The 21,103-nt window shown below is 38.0% G+C and carries 22 protein-coding genes; 5 read left to right on the top strand and 17 right to left on the bottom strand.

All coding sequences use genetic code 11. The features are described from left to right. Positions 1–28 precede the first annotated feature (28 nt). The 13 genes from C3K47_RS01720 to upp form a co-directional block, all read right to left on the bottom strand. Positions 29–838 (bottom strand): DUF3108 domain-containing protein, encoded by an 810-nt coding sequence (locus tag C3K47_RS01720; protein WP_103787340.1) that lies wholly within the window; start codon positions 836–838, stop codon positions 29–31. Positions 839–937: 99 nt separating this feature from the next. Then, positions 938–1,453 (bottom strand): DUF2480 family protein, encoded by a 516-nt coding sequence (locus tag C3K47_RS01715; RefSeq protein WP_103787339.1) that lies wholly within the window; start codon positions 1,451–1,453, stop codon positions 938–940. 156 nt (positions 1,454–1,609) lie between these two features. Then, positions 1,610–3,712, bottom strand: coding sequence for a peptidylprolyl isomerase (locus C3K47_RS01710; protein ID WP_165784603.1), 2,103 nt, complete (start codon positions 3,710–3,712; stop codon positions 1,610–1,612). A 181-nt stretch (positions 3,713–3,893) separates the two neighbouring features. Next, on the bottom strand, positions 3,894–4,454 hold the full coding sequence (gene lptC / locus C3K47_RS01705; protein WP_165784602.1) for an LPS export ABC transporter periplasmic protein LptC: 561 nt from the start codon (positions 4,452–4,454) through the stop codon (positions 3,894–3,896). Between the two features lie 102 nt (positions 4,455–4,556). Further along, positions 4,557–5,855 (bottom strand): hypothetical protein, encoded by a 1,299-nt coding sequence (locus C3K47_RS01700; RefSeq protein ID WP_103787336.1) that lies wholly within the window; start codon positions 5,853–5,855, stop codon positions 4,557–4,559. Further along, a complete protein-coding gene (locus tag C3K47_RS01695) occupies positions 5,848–6,588 on the bottom strand; it encodes a type III pantothenate kinase (protein ID WP_103787335.1) in 741 nt (246 codons plus the stop codon). Before C3K47_RS01695 ends, C3K47_RS01700 begins: the two co-directional genes overlap by 8 nt. Positions 6,589–6,675: 87 nt before the next feature. After that, complete coding sequence (gene purQ, locus C3K47_RS01690) at positions 6,676–7,365, bottom strand: phosphoribosylformylglycinamidine synthase subunit PurQ (RefSeq protein WP_103787334.1); 690 nt, start codon at positions 7,363–7,365, stop codon at positions 6,676–6,678. Between the two features lie 136 nt (positions 7,366–7,501). Beyond that, positions 7,502–8,485, bottom strand: a complete 984-nt coding sequence (locus tag C3K47_RS01685; protein WP_103787333.1) for a DUF6427 family protein — start codon at positions 8,483–8,485, stop codon at positions 7,502–7,504. 99 nt (positions 8,486–8,584) lie between these two features. Next, the gene (locus tag C3K47_RS01680) at positions 8,585–9,589 is read right to left on the bottom strand and encodes a glycosyltransferase family protein (RefSeq protein WP_103787332.1); all 1,005 of its coding nucleotides are present in this window, start codon (positions 9,587–9,589) and stop codon (positions 8,585–8,587) included. Between the two features lie 49 nt (positions 9,590–9,638). Beyond that, entirely contained in the window at positions 9,639–10,484 is an 846-nt protein-coding gene (locus C3K47_RS01675; RefSeq protein WP_103787331.1) for a UDP-2,3-diacylglucosamine diphosphatase, read from the bottom strand. Between the two features lie 270 nt (positions 10,485–10,754). Continuing rightward, positions 10,755–11,282 (bottom strand): DinB family protein, encoded by a 528-nt coding sequence (locus tag C3K47_RS01670; protein WP_103787330.1) that lies wholly within the window; start codon positions 11,280–11,282, stop codon positions 10,755–10,757. Between the two features lie 8 nt (positions 11,283–11,290). Next, positions 11,291–11,986, bottom strand: coding sequence for a YjjG family noncanonical pyrimidine nucleotidase (locus tag C3K47_RS01665; RefSeq protein WP_103787329.1), 696 nt, complete (start codon positions 11,984–11,986; stop codon positions 11,291–11,293). A gap of 73 nt (positions 11,987–12,059) precedes the next feature. Further along, complete coding sequence (gene upp / locus C3K47_RS01660; protein ID WP_103787328.1) at positions 12,060–12,704, bottom strand: uracil phosphoribosyltransferase; 645 nt, start codon at positions 12,702–12,704, stop codon at positions 12,060–12,062. Positions 12,705–12,817: 113 nt separating this feature from the next. Between upp and C3K47_RS01655 the strand changes: the two genes are divergently transcribed. The 3 genes from C3K47_RS01655 (at position 12,818) to C3K47_RS01645 (ending at position 16,966) form a co-directional block, all read left to right on the top strand. After that, positions 12,818–13,699, top strand: coding sequence for a DUF5777 family beta-barrel protein (locus C3K47_RS01655; RefSeq protein WP_103787327.1), 882 nt, complete (start codon positions 12,818–12,820; stop codon positions 13,697–13,699). A gap of 61 nt (positions 13,700–13,760) precedes the next feature. Further along, a complete protein-coding gene (gene uvrB / locus C3K47_RS01650) occupies positions 13,761–15,788 on the top strand; it encodes an excinuclease ABC subunit UvrB (RefSeq protein WP_103787326.1) in 2,028 nt (675 codons plus the stop codon). A gap of 95 nt (positions 15,789–15,883) precedes the next feature. Next, positions 15,884–16,966 (top strand): polysaccharide deacetylase family protein, encoded by a 1,083-nt coding sequence (locus C3K47_RS01645; protein WP_165784601.1) that lies wholly within the window; start codon positions 15,884–15,886, stop codon positions 16,964–16,966. 116 nt (positions 16,967–17,082) lie between these two features. Here C3K47_RS01645 and C3K47_RS01640 read toward each other — a convergent pair whose 3' ends face one another. The 4 genes from C3K47_RS01640 to mqnB form a co-directional block, all read right to left on the bottom strand. Next, positions 17,083–17,766, bottom strand: a complete 684-nt coding sequence (locus C3K47_RS01640) for a peptidoglycan DD-metalloendopeptidase family protein (protein ID WP_243392480.1) — start codon at positions 17,764–17,766, stop codon at positions 17,083–17,085. After that, the gene (locus C3K47_RS01635) at positions 17,763–18,233 is read right to left on the bottom strand and encodes a hypothetical protein (RefSeq protein ID WP_103787324.1); all 471 of its coding nucleotides are present in this window, start codon (positions 18,231–18,233) and stop codon (positions 17,763–17,765) included. Before C3K47_RS01635 ends, C3K47_RS01640 begins: the two co-directional genes overlap by 4 nt. Further along, positions 18,230–19,138: a menaquinone biosynthesis family protein gene (locus C3K47_RS01630; RefSeq protein ID WP_103787323.1), complete on the bottom strand. Its 909-nt coding sequence runs from the start codon at positions 19,136–19,138 to the stop codon at positions 18,230–18,232. The genes C3K47_RS01635 and C3K47_RS01630 overlap by 4 nt, the downstream gene beginning before the upstream one ends. 96 nt (positions 19,139–19,234) lie before the next feature. Beyond that, the gene (gene mqnB / locus C3K47_RS01625) at positions 19,235–19,852 is read right to left on the bottom strand and encodes a futalosine hydrolase (RefSeq protein WP_103787322.1); all 618 of its coding nucleotides are present in this window, start codon (positions 19,850–19,852) and stop codon (positions 19,235–19,237) included. A gap of 171 nt (positions 19,853–20,023) precedes the next feature. On the opposite strand from mqnB, the gene C3K47_RS01620 reads away from it, so the two are divergent. Together C3K47_RS01620 and folE are read left to right on the top strand one after the other, a co-directional pair. After that, positions 20,024–20,437, top strand: a complete 414-nt coding sequence (locus tag C3K47_RS01620) for a 6-pyruvoyl trahydropterin synthase family protein (protein WP_103787321.1) — start codon at positions 20,024–20,026, stop codon at positions 20,435–20,437. A gap of 15 nt (positions 20,438–20,452) precedes the next feature. Continuing rightward, positions 20,453–21,103, top strand: coding sequence for a GTP cyclohydrolase I FolE (folE, locus tag C3K47_RS01615; RefSeq protein WP_103787320.1), 651 nt, complete (start codon positions 20,453–20,455; stop codon positions 21,101–21,103).

Genomic DNA, 21,103 nt, shown 5'->3' with positions numbered 1-21,103 from the left:
GCCCAAAGGTTTTTTCTTTTAATCACCCCTACTTGCTTGCCCGTTCAATATTTTCGGGAAGATTATACCCAACCGGATATTTGAGGTTTTTATAGTTTGTTAAATCCAGTCGCAGTGAACCTATGAGAATTTCAACTTCTGCCCTTACGGGAACTCGATTAGCATCATTAGTAACCCACAAATACATTTTTGAATTCTTACGAAAAACTCTGCCCTCCACAACCGAAGGGGTAAATTTCATGCAATCAACCTTTCCAAAAGGAGTTTTTATTTTCTCATTTCCTACATAAGTAATTGCTATCGGATAGGTTTGATCATCTAGAAAAAAATCGAATTTAATAGTACTTCCAACTTTAACACTTGAAAGATCAAGGGCTCGGGCGTAATATAATGCAGACAATACATCAAGCGTATTATCACCAATAGGGAATGATCCTTTATTTGAATTAACTATTTTGTTTTTGTGATCAAAGCTGGCGTAACTATCACGCTTATAATCACCTTCACGCACACTTTCTGTAAATAAAAAAGGTTTTAATGAAGTTGGACTTATATAAGAATCGTACCTATTGCGAACCTTGGTAATTAATGCAACGGCACTAACAGTGTGCCCTTTTGCAACTAACCGGTATGGTTTAATATGGTTAAACTCCTTCTGCGACTCTTCAATACGCATGGTACCTTCGGCACAGTTAAAAATACCATACTTAAATTTATAGGTTAACTCTTCACCAATCTGGAATGGAGGAGCTATAAGAGCATGAGTGTTTTGCGCCCTTACGGTAGTAAAAGTAACTGAGAGAACGAGAAATAAAATAATCAGATGCTTTGTTTTCATACTATTGAATTAGCTGGCAGATGCGTTTAAAATACTTTTTTCAACAGATACACGCAAAAATGCCATAAATAATTTTACTCACTAGCACTTTTCGTCCCTCTAATCTTTTCTTTTGTAAAGGGGCACTGTAGAGCATGGTTCACCATACATAATACTTTTGACCACAGGACGAAGCAATGCAGTAATTTCCACATATGCCGAAACTGGTACAGGAATATCTCCGCACCCTTTAATTACCATACGTTGATCACGAAACTGTTCAAGGTCTACAGTAGCTAGTGCATCTCTAAACAAGACGGTTTCTAATGCGTCAAGGTTGCCAAAGACCACACGATTTGTATACGGTTCTAATTTGGTTGCTAAAAGCATATACGCCCAAGTAGGAACAATAGCGTCCGAAGAACAAGTAATTGCTACATTTTTTCCATCATACTTCGACCAATCATGTTCCTTCACAAATTCCCTGAAATCCTTTTCACGCAGGATCAATTCATGAAATAAATTATCCTTTATATCATATAGAACTCGCTCTCCTCTATGATAATAAGTCGATAGGTCAAAGCTAATAAGACCGCTATTTGCTACTTTATTTATAATATTTTCCTGAATTTCCATACTGCTAAGTGCCGAAAACTATTGTTTCAAACAATAATTTATACAAAAATAACTAATTACTGCTGATCTTGTTTTATTACCTGTTAAAAGAATGCAAACAAAAAGCGTCCCGAGTATATCGGGACGCTTTATATGTTGATGATTTTTAACTAGGTCCTAATAAAATTTTCCGCGGTTATCAACGATCTTAGCTTTGTCTTGTAAAGCCTCAAAAGTACCGGCAGCCGATGATTGTTTTTGCATCATTTCTACCGAACGACGGAACGATTTTACATCTGAAATAGGTGTAGGAGTGGTAAAGTTATCTACAATAAACACATAAACACCTTTTTCACCTGCAACAGCTTTGCTTATTTTACCAGCTGCAGATCCGAATATAGATCCAAATAATTTAGGTTCCATACCTGCGCCGTCTACAATAGGATTGCCGAAGCTAACACCTTGTAATGGTTGCACTGCTGCACCCAATTTTCCGGCAACTGCATCAATTGATGAAGCACCAGAAGCTGCGGCACTAACTTTTGCTGTTAACTTTTCAGCTTTTTTCTCTTGCTTAACCGCTACCTCAATTTCAGATTTAACATATTCTAAAGGAACATAGCCTTTATCACGAATCTGAATTAAGTGAGCCACAACATATTTTTCGCCTGTTTCAAAAACATTAGAAACATCATTTTTCTCAGCACTGAACGTCCAACGAATGATCTCACGAGATGACTCTAAGCCAGGGATCTCCGAACCAGTAGCATTTAAGTTATCTGAAATACGTTTTGATAATTTCGCTTTCTCTGTTGCTTCAGTAAAGCTTTTAGCTTCTTTAATTCCGGCCACAAAATTATTTGCTTTAGCGAAAGCAGTTTGACGTGAACTTTGGCTTGGAGAGAAAACACGATCAACAACAGCGATTTTAACCGCTTTTGATACATTTTTCTGATCCTGAACTTCAATTAAGTGAACGCCATATTGCGTTTGAACAACCACCAGATCTCCAACTTTACCACCAAAGGAAGCGTTCTCGAATTGAGGCACCATCATATTACGACCAAAGTAACCCAGTTCTCCTCCTTTTGCACCTGATCCTGGGTCATCAGAATTCGCTTTTGCCAAATCAGCAAAAGAAGCTTTACCAGTTTGGATTAATTTCTTCAAGCTATCAGCCTTGGCTAAACCAACAGGAGTTAAACCTCCTTTTTGTGCACCAATTAAAATGTGACGTGCTTTTACTGAGTCTGCAATATTTTTTACACCTAGTAATTTGGCAACTTTATAGGCACCGTTTTCAAAATAAGGACCATATACAGTTCCTACAGGAGCATTGTATAAAGAAGTATCGAGTTTGGCATCTAACTGCGCTTTTTTAACAAAAGTTAAAGGAGCTTTTGTATCCGCGATTGCCACAAAGAACAATGAGTCTTGTGTTGATGCTTTAAACTCTTCTGCAATTTTCTGAATATCTTTTTGCGCTGCAGCCGAGTCTTCCTTTGAAGGAACAACATCCATTACAACATATTCAATTGTGCGCTGATCTTGTTTTTGTTTGTATTTGTATTTGTTGTCGTTATAATATTTTTCAATATCACTTTCTTCAACTTTGATTTCAGCATCAGCTACTGATGAATAAGGTAACATTACAATTTTAGCGTTCGCTAATTTTGTATTAGATGTATTAAGCTGATTAAGCTCTAATGAAGTGGCATACATAGCACCACTTACCATGTTAATATATTTTTGAATAGAACGGTTAGCCGCAAGATTTTTCTCAAATTCTAACCATTGTTTTTTTGTAGCACCACTAGGATCATTTGCTTCCATTCCTTTAAGGAAGGTAACTACTGATTTTGAATCAAATTCTCCAGTTTGAGGATTGGTAAACATTCTACGAATCTGAGGATCCGGATTTTTACCCTGAATAAGATCAAATAATTCTTCGCCGCCTACTTCAATTCCGGCTTTTTCTGTTTGCTTTTTGAAAACAATTTCCTGTACCAATTGATTCCAAGCCTGTTCCTGAGCATAACCTGTCATTTGAGGAGGAACGTTTCCACCCATTTGCTGACGCATGGCGTCCATGTTTTGCTCCACTTTGCCGTTAAAATCCTGGTAAGAGATGTCTTCACCTGCAATTACACCCACTTTGCTCTTGCTGTCCTGTAAAAATGGACTTGAAGCTTTGAACATGTCACTCACAATGAAGGCAACAATCGCGAGTCCAATAAACCCGATAATAATAAATCCTGCACGCTCGCGTAAGAAATTCATCAACATAATTCTTTTACTTTAATAGTTACGCTCTAATTTTTTAGCGGCGCAAGATACAAATTTTTTCTATTTGGGAATTTTTTTTTGAAACTAGTTGCGCCAACTAAATCATTCTGTGTTTCAATAAATTCTAAACAAAAAAACGCCTGTAAAGGCGTCTATATTGTGCAGAATTCGCCCGCTATGGAAGAGAATCCGTTTGGTCGAGATATACAATTCCACTCATCTGTTTAATCTTGTAGTTACTCAAATCCTCGTTCGCTTCCAATCCATAACCTTGAATTATTTTATCCGTAGTGGTAATCTTAACAAATTTATCGGAGAATATTTTGCGGGAGGCTTCGTCCCAAACCAATCGTTCGGTGTTTAGTTTTTCTCCCTTTTGGTTAATTACCACCACATTATTTCTAACTTCTATTTTACGTTCACTTGGTTTACGTATTCCATAATTTGCCGTAAGGGTACTTTCGACCTTCGTTGCTCCAGGGTTAAAGAAATCGATTTTCAAGCCTTTGGGCATTTCATCATAAGGTTGCTCTGTTTTATATTGTAAAAACACAGGGGTGATCATCCGGGCCTTAACCTTGGCCGAGTCAGAATAAATCATTTCAACCTCCTTACTGGTTTCAACCGGTGTTTCAGCAATTTTGGCTGATATCGCATCAACCTTGGCAAGATCATTTTCGCAGCCTGTGGCAATAAATAAAAAAGCAATTGCAAGGCTCGTTACTACGTTTTTCACAATACAACTATTTTGAAATAGAAAACAGACAAAGATATAAACATAAAAACTCTTGTTCATTGTTATCTGAACAAGAGTTTTTATCGATTTATTAAAATCAGATTAATCGAATCTACGTTTAATGAACCAACGGTCGTTTAAGGTAAAGCCTACAAATAAATTGCAATAACGTTCCTTAATCAAACCATTTGAAGTGGTGCCCCGGGTACCCAATTGAACACCTAGATTAAGCTTTGAGCCTGTATAAAGTAAACCTCCGAAGAATTGGTTCGACATTGGTAAACCTACACCTAAAGTCAAATCCATTTCATTAATATCTTGACCTTTAAGGTTAAGGTAAGACTTATAATAATTAATACCTGCACGATATTCAATCCGTTTCAAATAGCTCGAAACCGAGTAAATATCAGGAGTATACTGAGCACCTAAACGAACACCATACATGTCTTTAAAGTCTCTGCTCTCACCGTTTTCGGTATACTGAGTCCATTGCTGATAATCAAAATCGGCACCCGCAATAAGTTTATTGGCTTTATTAAATGTAAAACCTACTGTATGCGTGGTTGGTAATAGTAAATTTCCTTTTACATCTGATAAATAAGAAATAGTATCGACTGGATTAATACTTCCGTTATCTGAAAGCAGATAGCGATCGAAAACATAGCCTTGTTTTGTATTTACCTTCGTTTTAACCGAACCGAAGTAACCAATTGTCCAGCGTTTTTCAGGACTTTGAACAATCGAATACTGCGCACCATATTTCACCAAAAATCCACTGGCACTCGTAGTTAAGGTTGTACGGCTGTTGTAACTATACGGGTCGTCTAAAACTGTTGAGGTGGTACGTTTGATGCTTCCGAACAAATAACCAATGTTCACACCAATGGAAAGATTTTTAGCTACTTGATACGCCGTTCCAAAATAAACCTGAGAATAACCGCCCTCACCAAATAAAGAGTTCTTGCCAGAGACCGTATCTACTCTTTTAAAGATCGTATCCCTTCCTACATTATAACCCGAATTTGAAAAGGGAATAATGCCTAAAGAACCGCCCATTTTACGCGACATTGGAAACCCTATGGCAAAATGATCGAGAGAAAAATTGTAACTACTTTGTTTTAGGGACGAAGTATTTAACTGATCAACACCTCCATGCAAACCCAAATCGATATTAGTCATTACTAATGACGTGTACGATGCCGGATTTGAAATATTGATATTATCAGGTGTGCGCAATCCGGAGGTGATATTACCCATTCCTTTTCCCTGAGCGAAAGTTTGTGGCACCAAGGATCCTACACCGTAAGCCGAATATGGAGAACTGGTTGTGGCCTGTGCAAATACGTTTGAACCAATAAATGTTAGAGAAATAAAGGTAAGTAACTTAGTAAATTTACGCATACTGATATTTTAATATGGCATTCAACCCGATCAATACCAGGTTAGGTTGCCAATTGACCACGGGCGCAAAGATGCTATTTTTCAAACGACTGTCAAAAAATTTTGAGTCGCCTCCACAAAGCACCACTGCAAGGTTTTCAAATTGTTTTTCGTATTTCGAAATTATGCCTTCAAGTTCTGCAATCAAACCATTTTGTACACCCGAAAGAATTGATTCGCGTGTTGAGGTTCCAATCAGTTGGTTGAAATCATTTTCGAAACTAATTAACGGAAGTTTATCGGTAAAAGTATTGAGTGCAGAAAAACGCATGGCAAGGCCCGGAGAGATAGCTCCACCCAAGTAAACGCCCTCTTTTGTAATCAGATCAAACGTAACACACGTTCCGCCATTGATAATAAGCACATTACGCTTTTCAAATAGCTGGAACGCGCCATTAACAGCGGCCAGACGATCTGTACCTAATGTTGCCGGCGTTCCGTAATTATTTTTTACGGGAACCCGAATGGTATTGTTCAATAAGGTAAATGTGGTAGTTTGATTCAACAAACGGATAATGCCTTCATCGTTGATCACCACCGAAGAAAGAATCGAATATTTTGGCTTATACTTACGGATAAACTGCTGTATATAATCAATAGGGGAATCTTCAATAGCTATAACCTCTATTAAATCATCATTATTAAAAACTGCTATTTTCGTTTTAAAATTCCCAATATCAATTATCAGATTCATGAAATAAAATCATGTATAAACACAAAAAGCAGAAAGTAAAATAACCGGGGGTTAATCTACATTCTGCTTCCTGTTATATTTTAATTACTATAATACAGCTTGAAGAATTGATTCGAACAATGCTAAACCATCTTGATTTGCTAAAATTGAATCAGAAGCACGTTCAGGGTGTGGCATCATTCCAAATACGTTACGGTTTTTATTACAAACCCCTGCAATGTTTTCTAATGATCCGTTTGGATTAGATTCGGCAGTGATATTGCCGTTTTCATCACAATAACGGAATAACACCTGATCGTTATCATTTACCATTTTCAACGTATCAGCATCAGCATAATACTTACCTTCTCCGTGAGCGATAGGGATTTTCAAAGCCTTATCCAAATCCACCTGGGCGGTAATTAATGAATTTTGAGTTTGTGTTTTCAGGTAAACATTTTTGCAAATGAACTTACGATTATCATTGTGCAATAGTGCTCCCGGAACCAATCCGGCTTCACCTAAAACCTGAAAACCATTACAAATACCCATTAGGTATCCGCCTTTGTTAGCAAAGTCGATAACTTCTTTCATAATAGGCGAAAAGCGGGCAATTGCTCCCGAACGTAAATAATCGCCGTATGAAAAACCGCCAGGCAACACGATAAAATCGCATCCTTGCAAATCATGATCTTTATGCCAAAGGGGTACAACTTTCTGTCCCAGAACATTACCAAAAAGATTGATCGCATCCTGATCACAATTTGAACCCGGGAAAACTACAACTCCAAATTTCATTTTGTATCAATTTTCAAAGCGCAAAGTTAGAAAAACTTATAATAGTAAAGGAATTGTTTGGGAAAACTTATTGGATTTTAACAGAATTTGCCACTTTACTTTTACATCAACTGATCAAACCTTCAAGATTTTTTTATTAAAACAATTGAAAATAAAAGATCGAAATAATCAACAACGCAAAAACAAATTCATAAAACCAACGCACTTTTGCCGAATTAAAATAGAAGGTCATAAAGGTTGCAACAGGAGCAGCTGCAAGCATCAGGTGATTAATATGTTGATCGGGCATAATGAAATAACTCGCCACGATCAGAATTACAAAAAAGCCCAGGCATTGCAAGGATTTACGAACCTGTACCACATTTTTAAAGAACATCACCCGCACCTGATTCAATGACAATAACAATACGATGATAATAGGAATTAGTGCAAAATAATCATCCTGTTCAATAGCCAAAGCCTGAGGCAAAACAAATTTGAATGGCAGCCACAAGTGATAAAAGTCGTTGAAATCATCATTCCAGAAGTAAAAGGTCCCTAAAATGATATAAGGGACGATAAGGCCGATTATTCCGGTGAACCATTCTCGAATAGAAAACGATTTAAAAACTACAGAACTGTACCAAATGATCGGAAAGATGAAAATAAAGGGAAAATATAATAATGACCCTAACGAAATGATAAAGCCCATATCAAAAGCACTTTGCAAAGTTGATTGTGAGCGATAAAATGAAAATATCTTATCAAGTATCCAAAGCAAAAAAAAGTTACAAAAGATAATGGGTGAAAAGGTAAGGAACTCCGTGAACATGCTGCACAAAACAGCGTACATCAGTTCTGGCAAAAAAGTAGTTTTATTAAAGAAGTTATGCCTGGTTATAATTCGACCAAATAGTACCGCCTGTATAAAAATTACCGCACCCGTGGTTAGAATATTATAAACCGGATTGCTTAAAAAGTTAAACTGAAAGAAAACCAGCAATTTTACAAAAGGTTGGTAAACAATCAGTGAGTTATACAAACTAGGATTCAGTAATACGGCAAGGCGCAACAGAAGTATAAACGCTGCTAAAAGAATATAATTATAGGCTTGGGCCTTGCGAAAGGTATTAATGATCATGGATGGTAAAGAAAACTAACTGGCGCAATAATCAGTATTTTGACTCAAAAATAAAACTGATGTATAACGATTATTTTAATTCGACAGGAGGTTGATCTATTAATATGCAACCGCAGGTGTGTATTTTTTCATTAAACGTTCTATTATTTGCTCGGTTTCATCTGGATAATCAACAATAACCCTTCGACCTTCTTCAACCCAGTGTTTTACTTTGGCCGCAAATAAATCATCAATTTTATGGATCACCGGAACACCCATTAAGCGTAAGGCTTCGGCATTGCACTGCTGCTCCCATTGATTAGACATAGGAACAGATAAAACCTTTTTCCCAAGGAACAAGGCTTCGGCGGGGCCTTCAAAGCCTCCTCCGGTTAGCAACCCTTCGCAACCTGCTAAACTATAGTTAAACAACTGGTTATTAACGGGCAACACTTCCACATTTTCAACGGTATAATTTTTTTTAGTGTGTTTTGAGAAAACATCCCATTTAACACCTTTAACCTGTTTTAAATGTTCCACCAATTTAACGTCGTCATGAGCTGGAAGATAAACGGTATAATGCCCGTTGTTAATAGGTTCGAGTGCCCTGATTTCTTTTCGGATCACAGGTGTATTGATAAAGCTATCATAACGATCGAAGTGAAATGCAACTGTTTCTTTAACCGGAGCATAATGCTTTAAGACCAACTCTTCCCAATGCGGAAAATTATGATCAGGCCTTGGTGATTTATCAGATAAAAAAGCTGATTGATGACTGAGACCTACAACAGGGAGTTTCCGGAGCTTGGAAGCCCAAGCAGTGATCGGTTCAAAATCATTGATGATCAAATCATAATTCTCTAAAGGCAACTGTTTGATATCTTTAAACAGTTGTCGCAGATTCATGATCTTAAACGTTTTCCAATGATCAACACCTCCGTTTTTACCAAAAACAAAACTGAAACCGTGCAATTTATAATGAACCGGTTGAGTTAATGATACATCGGCTTGGGTGCCACTGATTAACAAATCGAGCTCTCCATAATTTTGAAGATGCGGAATTATATCTCTGGCACGACTTATATGACCATTTCCTGTTCCTTGTATGGCGTAAAGTATTTTCAACGTATTTCCGGTAAATGAAAATTAAAATCTGATAACTATAATCTGATGATTAATCTTTAATGATCAACGATTGATACAGCAAATTTATATCAATTTTAGCATTCAAGTCCTCATTTTCCTCATTTATAGTGTCAATGTCTTCATTTGCAAACTCATCCGCATTAAAACGATACAGATCCCATTTGCCATTTTGATACTCAAGAGCAGTTAAACTCTCCACCCAATCGCCTGAATTTAAATATTCAACTTTACCCTTTTCGGTAGTTATGGTCTTTATTTCAGGTTGATGAATATGACCACAAATAACGTAATCATAACCTTTTTCAATGGCAATTTCGGCGGCAGTCATTTCAAAATCATTCATAAACTTAACAGCATTTTTTACTGAACTTTTTATCTTTTGGGAAAAGCTCATCTTATCTCTACCCAGGAGTTTTAGTAAGAAGTTTACAAATGTGTTCAGCAAGATCAACGAATCATAGCCTATAGCACCAAGTTTTGCCAGCCACTTAGAATGCTGCATAGTGATATCAAACACATCACCGTGAAAGATCCAGGCCCGTTTGCCATCAATTGGCAGCACAACTTTGTTCATCAGCCTAAAACTACCCATTTCAAAATCGGCAAATTTTCGTAACATCTCGTCATGGTTACCAGTCAGGTAATAAACATCAACGCCCTGGCTAACCATTTTCATCACTTTGCGAAGCACCTTCATATGGGCTTCGGGCCAGTATGATTTACTAAACTGCCAGATATCTATTATATCACCGTTTAAAATTAGAGTTTGGGGTTTTATACTTTTGAGGTACTTTAACAAGTCTTTAGCATGGCAGCCAAAGGTTCCAAGATGGACATCAGAGATTACAACGATTTCAACTTCGCGTTTGGACATCAGAACAAAAAGAAAAAAGAATTAATGACGCTGAATTTTTATAGCGAGAGCAGGTATAATAAAAGAATAAAAAATATCGGTCTCTAATCCTCTTCATCTTCAATGTTAAGATCAAAGGGACTAAAGTAGTAGGCACCTACTGCTGCAAGGGCCAATCCGATAATGATAAAATAATTGATCTCCATTTTACAATCTGATGGTACATTATTTTATGCAAATATCATTCCGACAAGTAAATAGCAGATTAAATTTGTGTTAATAAATTATGAATTAACACATTGAAAACTTACGTTCTATGCGATCGAGTTGATTAAGATGATGTTTGGTATGGATGAGCATAAAATGAACCCATTGGGAAGCGTTCAGAAAGCCAAGCCGCGGATGCTCCATCCGTTGATCTTCATTTGCATTAAGTATATCCTCACTTTGAACTGATTTTATTCTTGAAAGCAGTTTAGTGGCTAATGCTTTTGCGTCTTCTTTATGAATATTTTGCACACGCGATTTTAAAGCTTCAGGAGCTTCATACTTACCTGGCGGAAAATGGCCTAGTGCAAATAATTTATCACCCATTTCATTCAGCCCTGCAGATCCTTCCATTCCCTGCCCCTGCATGCACATTTCCATCGCTTTTTGCTGCATTAAACAGGTACCAAAAACATGACTGTACACTTCGGCCATTGACCAGCACCCTATTTCAGGAGAAAGCATAAAAACCTGATCGGAATAATGATCCAATCGGCTTTGGTATTCTTCCAGGATTAATTGTAAATCGGCAAGTATTTCGGGTAAATTCATGCTACTATTTACAAAATTTGCTGCAGTTCATCAAGCGATTTTATTTCATAATCCACCTTAATTTCATGCTTAACATTGCGGGGGTTAAAATACACACAGTCCATTTCAATTGCCTGAGCCCCGGCAATATCCGCCTCAAGGCTATCGCCAATCATCATACTCTCAGGAACAGTTGCATTTGCCAGGCTTAATGCATGATAAAAAATGGCTGGATCAGGTTTATTTACCCCAATCTTTTCAGAAATATTAATATGATCAAAGTATTTACCAATACCTGTTGTTTCAACCTTAATTAGCGTGCTTTCATAAAAACCGTTCGAAATTAAATGAAGCCTGTATTTGGATTGCAAGTAGGAAAGCGTTTCATGTGCATGAGGAAAAAGGTTCGCTTTGGTGGGGCAAATGCGCACATAATCATTTTCAAATTCAGAAGGGATCAACCGTTCGTCAACATTTAAATCGCGAAAGGTTTTATTGAACCGTTCGTGCCGCAAATGTTCCTTTGAAATCAAACCTTTGTGATATTGGGCCCACAAGTCGTGGTTGTTCTCCGTATAAATTTCAATAAACAAATCGGCAGATTTCAACCCCAGGGAAGGTAATTTATAGGTATCAAAAAGTTCTCTTAGTGTTTGTTCAGCATTCTTGTCAAAATCCCAGATGGTATGGTCAAGATCAAAAAAGAGATGGCTATAAGTCTTCATTTCAGAAACAAAGGTAGCCAGATTTGTTAAGGGATTGATGAAGAACGTTGATCTATATTACTATTTTGAATTATTAAAGTTTCTCGCCAAAACACAAATCTCCCGCATCGCCTAAGCCGGGAACGATATAAGCTTTTGAGGTTAACTCTTCATCTACGGCTCCTAACCACAAGCAGGCTTTGGGTAAGTTCGCTCTAACATGTGAAACCCCTTCTGTACTTGCAATTACACAGGCAATATGCAGCTCCTTAATTTCAAATCGGGCCATAAGTTCTTTACATACCACTACCATTGACTGACCGGTAGCCAACATGGGATCAGAAACAATTACAATTCGGTCGGCCATATCCGGGGTTGAAAAATATTCCGTTTTTATTTCAAAATCATTGCTTTTTTTGGGTTTCCGGAAGGCTGATATATATGCCGAATCAGCCTTATCAAAATAATTCATAAGGCCCTGATGCATTGGTAAACCCGCGCGCAGTATAGTAGCCAAAACCGGCTGCTCTTCTAACAGAGGAACTGTGGCTACACCCAATGGTGTTACCACCTCCTGTTCAACATAATTCATCTTCTTACTTATTTCAAAGGCAAATATTTCACCCAACCGTTCAAGATTTCTCCTAAAACGCATTCGGTCATTTTGAATGTCAATATGTCGAAGCTCGGCAAGAAATTGATTTGCTAATGAATGAGTTTTATTTAAGATAGTAATCATAATGAACACTGTTTAGCATAAGTTAATGAAAATGGACCGCCTTTAAATTTACAGCTTTTTACAACGAAAACACCCTGAAAGTCGTACAAAAGAAATTACAGACTTAATTCCGAATGAAAAAAATTTTACTTGCATTAATTCTGCTGTATATCGGCACAAACCCCCTAAAAGCGCAAACAACCGATACAGCAATGACTCCCTTACCCCAACAACGTATTCATACCTTTCAAAGTACACGAGTTATCCTCAACCATTCGGTAGAGACCACGGAAAGTCATGCCTTAGATGTTCGTGTCACTCATCGTTTTGGAGATGTTGCTGGTGATTTTGGCGGTTCAGCTACTTTTTGGGGACTTGACAATTCAGCTGATATAAGGGTAGCTTTTGAATATGGGATCAACAAACGTTTAACTGTTGCATTGGGCCGAAACAAGTTCGACCAACTGATAGACAGTCATCTTAAATACAGACTGCTAGAACAAACAAGCGACAATAGAATGCCATTATCGATAACGCTTTTGGGTTCCACAGGCATAGCTGTGAGAAAGGATCCGGATGTTTTTACGGATTTTGGCTCACGCTGTTCTTTTTTTATTGAAGCTCTTATTGCAAAAAAGTTTACAGATAAGCTATCGCTGCAAATCAGCCCATCATATCTTCATCGTAAATACCTGTATTATCCGCAGGATGAAAAAGATCTGTTTTCCCTCGGAATTTCTGGGCGATATAAGTTCAACAAACGCTGTGCATTAGTAGCTGATTATATACATACCTTTTCCAGCTACCGTAAAAACAGCACTGAGCCAAACTTTTACGATCCTTTAGCGTTAGGATTTGAAGTTGAAACCGGCGGCCATGTTTTCTCCGTTAATTTTACAAACGCAGCAGGTATAGTGGAAAACAATTTCATTCCAAATACTACCAGCTCATGGAAAAGCGGAGCATTTAAGCTGGGTTTCAATATTTCAAGAATATTTTATTTCGGCCGGGACTAAACGCCTTCGTAATAAATACTGGCAATCCACTACCAATTTGAATTAATTATATTTGACCAGCATGAAGTTTCAACTTACCTCAGAATATAAACCTACGGGCGATCAGCCCGAAGCAATTCGTCAATTAGTAGAAGGAGTAAACGCCAACGAAGAGTTTCAAACATTGCTGGGTGTTACCGGCTCAGGCAAAACCTTTACGGTTGCCAATGTAATTGCTCAAACGCAGCGGCCTACATTGATTTTGAGTCATAACAAAACCCTGGCGGCTCAGCTGTATGGAGAATTCAAGCAGTTTTTCCCCGAGAATGCTGTCAATTATTTTGTTTCGTACTACGATTATTATCAACCCGAGGCTTACATGCCTACCACCAATACCTACATTGAAAAAGATCTTCAAATAAACGAGGAAATAGAAAAGTTGCGGTTGCGTACCACGTCGGCCTTAATGTCGGGAAGAAGGGATGTAATTGTAGTTTCTTCGGTTTCATGTATTTATGGTATGGGTAATCCCGATGATTTCGCCAGTTCCATATTTCGAATTGCTGTTGGAACTCGTATCAGTCGGAATGCATTCCTGCATCGTTTGGTAGAGATTCTATATTCAAGAACCACAGCCGATTTTAGACGAGGAACTTTCAGAGTGAAAGGTGATACCGTGGATGTATATCCGGCCTATGCTGATTTTGCGTACAGGATCTCCTTTTTCGGGGATGATATTGAAGAATTGACCGTAATTGACCCTATTACAGCCAAAACATGGGAAAGAATGGAGCATCTGGCCATTTTCCCAGCCAACTTATTTGTGACGCCGAAGGAAAAAATGCTGCATGCTATCTGGGCAATTCAGGAAGAACTGGAGACCAGAAAAGCTCAGTTAATTGACGACAAGCGCTTTCTTGAAGCAAAGAGACTTGAAGAGCGTGTAAACTACGACTTGGAAATGATGCGAGAGCTGGGTTATTGCTCTGGTATTGAGAACTATTCACGGTTTTTCGATGGCAGACAGCCGGGTATGCGTCCTTTCTGTTTACTTGATTATTTTCCAAATGATTTTCTGCTGGTGGTGGATGAAAGCCACGTTACCATCCCGCAAATCCGGGCCATGTACGGCGGTGACCGATCGCGTAAAATTTCGTTGGTTGAATATGGATTTCGGCTACCTGCCGCTTTAGATAATCGCCCATTAAACTTTAATGAATTTGAAAGTTTAACCGGGCAAACACTATATGTGAGTGCTACTCCAGGAAATTATGAGCTGGAAAAAACGGAAGGTGTGGTAATTGAACAAGTGATCCGCCCAACCGGATTATTGGATCCAATTATTGAAGTTCGTCCTGTACAGAATCAGGTGGATGACCTGCTCGAAGAAGTTGACATTACGGTTAAAAAAGGTGATAGGATCTTAGTTACCACCTTAACCAAACGAATGGCTGAAGAGCTGACTAAGTACATGTCGAAACTTGGCATCAAATGCCGTTACATACATTCTGAAGTAAAAACATTAGAACGAGTGGAAATATTGCGGGGTTTACGTTTGGGCGAGTTTGACGTACTAATCGGCATTAACTTATTACGTGAAGGATTAGATTTGCCTGAAGTGTCATTAGTGGCAATACTTGATGCCGATAAAGAAGGCTTCCTTCGTTCCGACAGAGCGTTGATTCAAACCATTGGCCGTGCAGCCAGGAATTCAGATGGCCGGGTGATTATGTATGCCGATTCAATTACTGATTCCATGGATCGTACGATTAATGAAACCAACCGTCGTCGTGAAAAACAAATGAAGTACAACGAAGAAAACGGTATAATTCCACAAACTGTTCGCAAGGAAAGATCAGCAATTATTGAACAAACGTCGGTTATTGACTTTAAAGGAGGAGTTCAGCAGGCCTATGTAGAAAATGAAACACCATCAATAGCTGCCGATCCAATTGTTGAATACATGAGCAAACCGGAACTTCAAAAAACAATTGACAATACCCGTAAAGAAATGTTAAAGGCATCAAAAGAAATGGATTTCTTATTGGCGGCCAAACTTAGAGATGAGATGTTTGCCCTGGAAACCATTATGAATGACCGTTTTTCTTAAAAAACCTTCATCCCAATGTACTTAAAAGTTAAAAGTATTTCTTAATAATGCAAAAGCCTCGGATTGAGGCTTTTCTTTTATATTTAGCCCCTAATATGAAAACGCGCATTTATCCTACGTTGCTCTCTTTGTTAATTTGTTACGGTTCTTTTGCTCAGCAAGCTGATCATAAAAAGAAGAAGAAATCAGATATTCCAAAGTATACGATTGAAAACTGGTTCAATGGGAAAAAGTCGGCTACCTGTCTAACTTTTGATGATTGGTCGTCAGGCCATGGACCTATTGTGGTTAACAATCTAATAGAAAGAAAATGTCCTGCTACCTTTTTTGTCACCCAAAACAATAATGGATTGGGCGGAGGATATGTCCAAATGCAAAAAGCGGCTCAACATGGTTTAGAGATTGGCAATCATACGCTGTCGCATCCCGATTTAACTAAACTAACTTCCGATGACCTTAAAAAAGAGGTATCTGGTACGCAGGCATCGTTATCAAAAGAAACAAATAGTGAAGTTTCAACACTGGCTTATCCCTACGGCCCGTATAATGATCAAGTGATTGAAGAGGTGAAAAAACATCACATTGCAGCAAGAGGAGTAATAGACATCAATCATTTTCCTTATGAGTTTGCGACGAGTGAACAAGATTACTTTAAGCTGAACACTGTAGGTGTAAATGAGGATTTTACGTCCGAAAAATTTGGCACAATCATAAGAAAAGCTAACATAGAAGGTGGAATGCTTACCCTTATATTCCATAGCGTTTATAATGATAAAGTAGATGATCACTCCTATGCCGCCATTACGGAGCAGCGACTTAACCAGCTTTTAGACACCCTTGATTCTTACAAAAAAGAAACCTGGGTTACTACCATGGCAAATGCTGTGAAATATCACAGGGAGGCTCATTGCGCGAAGCTCAAAACCATTACCAACAATGCAATGGAATGGACCTTGAACTTAACCGATACCTTATCAAATAACAAGATCTATAATCAGCCATTGACCATTAATTTAAAAGTTCCAAATGGTAAAAAGTATATTGCAATAAGCCAAAGAGGAGAACCTCTTCCTTTTAGTTTTAACGACAAGAAAAATTTGATCTCTTTTAATGTGGTTCCTGATGGCGGAATAATTCGTATCACTAAAGCGAGAGAAAAGGGAATGAAGAAAAAGTAGAATTATTCATTTAACCACAGAGGGCTAAGTGTTTCACAGTTTTTTATGAAATTGAAATATTGTTTTATTGTTATTAATTCTGGAATCTCTACTCCTGAGTCCTTCTTCAGAGTCATTTAAAATTCAATCAGTAGTGCCGGATCGGGGCAATTGGTTAAGTACACACCTCTTTCTGAAAGCTTACAAACGCCTGGGTAATCCCCATTATAGTCCCCCATTTCTTTTATAAGTTGAAAGTGAAGATGAGGTGGCCAGCCGCCATTTTCATCGTAATTGCCAAACGTTGCAATTCTTTGACCCTTTTCAACTAACTGTCCCACTTCCAAACCTTCTAAACTACTAACTGAAAGGTGTCCGTATAATGAATGAAATATCAAGCCATCAACCTCATGCTTTAAAACAATAGCAGGACCATAGTCGCCAAAATTATCATTGTTTTTAAAACTATGAACGGCCCCTCCGAGAGGAGCATAAATGGCTGTTCCGGCAGGCCCCCAAATGTCAACACCTAAATGTAGTCTTCGTGGCTCAGTCCCATTAAAATGTTCGCTTCTACTGTAAATCTCACGATATTCATCATAGCCACCCATCCCAAATTTAGCTCCGGCGTTCACCCGTTTTGCCTCCACCCATTTAGAAAAGGTTGCTGTATCCGAAAAAACATCCTCACTTAATTCCTGTCCCAATAAATCAAAATGAACAGTAAGCATACGATCTTTTTTAGGATCGAAGTCAACAATAGGAGCTTTCTTTACTTTGCTTAGCACATCGGCCAAAGTCATAAACTTTTTATTTCTCATACCGCTAAATTGGTTAAATCGTGTACAGCAGATTCCTTTCTGTGCTCCATCAAATGAAGCACCATTTTTGGAACAAGCCCCACATTTTCATCGGTATAACGAAGTATAGACCAGTAAAAAGGTTGTTTAATCTCTTTGGTGATCATTTCAGCAAATGCAGTATGACCTTTAGCTATTACAATTATCGGTATCCCCAACTTGGCACTTGCATTCCAAATTTCTTCGGATTGAATTTCATCATTAACAGCACTGACCACAATAAACTGCACATGCAAGTGATTAGCAAGTAAAAAGCGGTTTATTTCTTTAAATCGAATCTTTTTACTGAATCGTTTGCCCACAAGACTAGCCGCTGATGATTCGTCTTTAGGGTCATGAACAATTACCAAATCGTTAAAATTGGCTTTATTCAAACAATCAACGATCTGAATTCCAGGCTGCTCAGCTCCTCCAATTAAAACTATCATATTACAAAAAGATTTTGCTTGGGTGATTCGATAATTCCTTTTTCAGCAGCTATATTAAACATGGTCTGTATAGCTTTTCGTCCATCTGCACCTAAATCTATAGAGAACTTATTGACATAGGTTGTAATATGCTTGTACATTACTTCTTCGTCCATCTCCTGGGCATGAGCTCTTACAAATTCCAATGGTTCTTTAGGATTTCGAGCAGCAAATTCAACACTGGCCTTTACCAATCGGTTAACCTTATGCTGAATTTCAACAGGCAGTTCACGTTTAACACAAATGCCACCCAGAGGAATCGGAGCTCCTGTTAATTGCTCCCAGTATTCGCCTAAATCAATCACTTTCTTCAGTCCTTTTTGTTGATAGGTAAAGCGATTTTCATGAATGATCAATCCTAAATCAATTTCGTCGTTCAATAATTTAGGTTCGATAGCAGAGAATATCAATTCTTCTTTATTATGTGCCAACGGAAATGCGAGGCTTAACAAAAAATTGGCAGTTGTATATTTTCCGGGGATACCTATTTTTCCTTCATTTACTTTTTGAGCAACACGTAGCGCCAGCTTTGTTACCGGTTCTTTACCCGTACAAGCTGCAATTCGATCTTTATCCGTCATCGTCTCTTCAGAAACATCCGTTTTAGAGATAAGTAAAGGGCCAACACCGAAACCCAAAGCGCTACCAGCATCGAGCAATGCATAATTATCGGCAGCATATGCAAAAGCATGGTAGCTTAACTTGGTAACATCCAGTTCTCCCCGAAAAGCTTTCTGATTTAGGGTTTCCACGTCATCAAAAAACACCTCAAAGTCTAAACCTTCCGTATCAATTTTTTTGTTCACCAATGCATCAAAAATAAACGTATCGTTTGGGCAGGGTGAAAATCCTAAAGTAAGTTTCATGATCAAATTAAATCCATAGTAAATAGTCAACAGACCATTGTTTTATTAAATTTCACATCAGTCGATGGACTATGGGCCATTGACCAATGTTCTTTATTATCGATATAAATTAAAAATTCGCTCCAGAGCCTGGTTAAGATTAGCAACAGCCAATGGAATGTTCCAGGCGTCACGGTTTCGGCGCTCCACATAATTGGAAATACTCCTTATCTGCAAGCACTTAACCCCTTCAGATAAACAAACATACATAAAAGCTGCTCCTTCCATGCTTTCTGTTTGAACAGGAAAGCTTAAAGCTACCTTTTCAATACTTTCATTATTACCATGAACCTTATTAACTGTAATACCGGAAACAGTTGCAAACTCATCAATAATAAAGGTATTTATCAGCTTTTTGTTTTTAAAAGGTTGCTCATTACCATCCACAAAGCCCATCGAAAACAGATCAATAAACTGATCGCCGTCTTCTGCACCCAACTCCGAAAACTGGTCATCAACAACTTGCAGCACCGAGCCTAAAGCTATTGACCGATCGAAACTCCCCGCTATACCGGCGTTAATTACCAAATCATACTTGGTTGAAAGTAGCCTTTTAGTTAGCTGATATGCTGTTGCCACCATGCCAACACCTGTAATCAATACATCGCATTGAGGATTGGAACTAACAAAGGGGTTTATCTCGGCTTGGGTAGCCGCAACTATTAGTATTTTCATTTGAAACAAAAATAATGGTTTGTTGGTTTATTGGAAATTGATGAATTGTTATACTGTCTTATTGTTGAATAGCTTTGTTGATCTTTCTTAACAATTTAAGAATTTAACCCTTTAACAATTCAACCATTTTATCGTCTTAACTGGCAATTAAAATTTTTCGATATTTGTCGGATGATCTACATTACCCGCAGAGAGCGTTTTAACGCCGCACATAAACTATATCGTGAGGAATGGAGTTTGGATAAAAATGCCGAAGTATTTGGCAAATGTTCAAACCCTAACTGGCATGGTCATAACTATGAACTTTTTATTACTGTTAAAGGAAACGTAAACCCGGAAACAGGTTTTGTCATCGATCTGAAGGAGCTTCGCGATATCATTAATGCTCGTGTAATCCATAAGCTCGATCATAAAAACGTAAACATGGATGTTGATTTCATGAAAGGAAAAATGGCTTCAACAGAAGTATTGGCCATTGAAATTTTCAAGCAATTAAATGAACCTATTAAAGCACGTGGCGCGATGCTGCATGCTGTTAAACTGTACGAAACCGAAAATAACTTTGTTGAATATTTCGGCGAATAAACGCTCAATAATCTTATGGACGATTTGAAAAAATTGGCTTCCAGCATGATGGAAGAAAATGAAATGGACGGTTATCAAAAGATTGACCGTTACAACGAGGAAAAAATCAAAGACATTTCTGATAAGTATTACGATATTTTAAAAGATCTTGGCGAAGATCCCAACCGCGAAGGGTTACTAAAAACACCTGAACGCGTGGCCAAAGCCCTTCAGTTTTTAACGCATGGCTATGATCTAAATCCGAGTGAAATCTTAAAATCGGCAATGTTTACTGAGGAATACAGCCAAATGGTACTAGTAAAAGACATTGAAGTGTATTCGATGTGTGAGCACCATATGCTACCATTTTTTGGCAAGGCGCATGTTGCCTATATTCCCAACGGTAAAGTAGTTGGTTTGAGCAAGATACCTCGTGTAGTGGATGCCTTTTCACGTCGTTTACAGGTACAGGAACGTTTAACCAATGAGATTCGCGATTGTATTCAAGAAACCTTAAATCCTCTTGGAGTAGCTGTTGTTATTGAATGTAAGCACATGTGCATGAGCATGCGCGGCATTCAAAAGCAAAATTCGGTAACCACCACTTCTGCTTTTACAGGTGAATTTATTAATAACGAAAAAACACGGTATGAGTTCATGCAATTAATTGCAGCACACCTTAGTTAA

This window comes from Solitalea longa, assembly GCF_002920915.1.
GTDB lineage: Bacteria > Bacteroidota > Bacteroidia > Sphingobacteriales > Sphingobacteriaceae > Solitalea > Solitalea longa.
The sequence above is the reverse complement of the archived record's forward strand: the minus strand, read 5'-3'. Positions and strand labels throughout refer to the sequence as shown.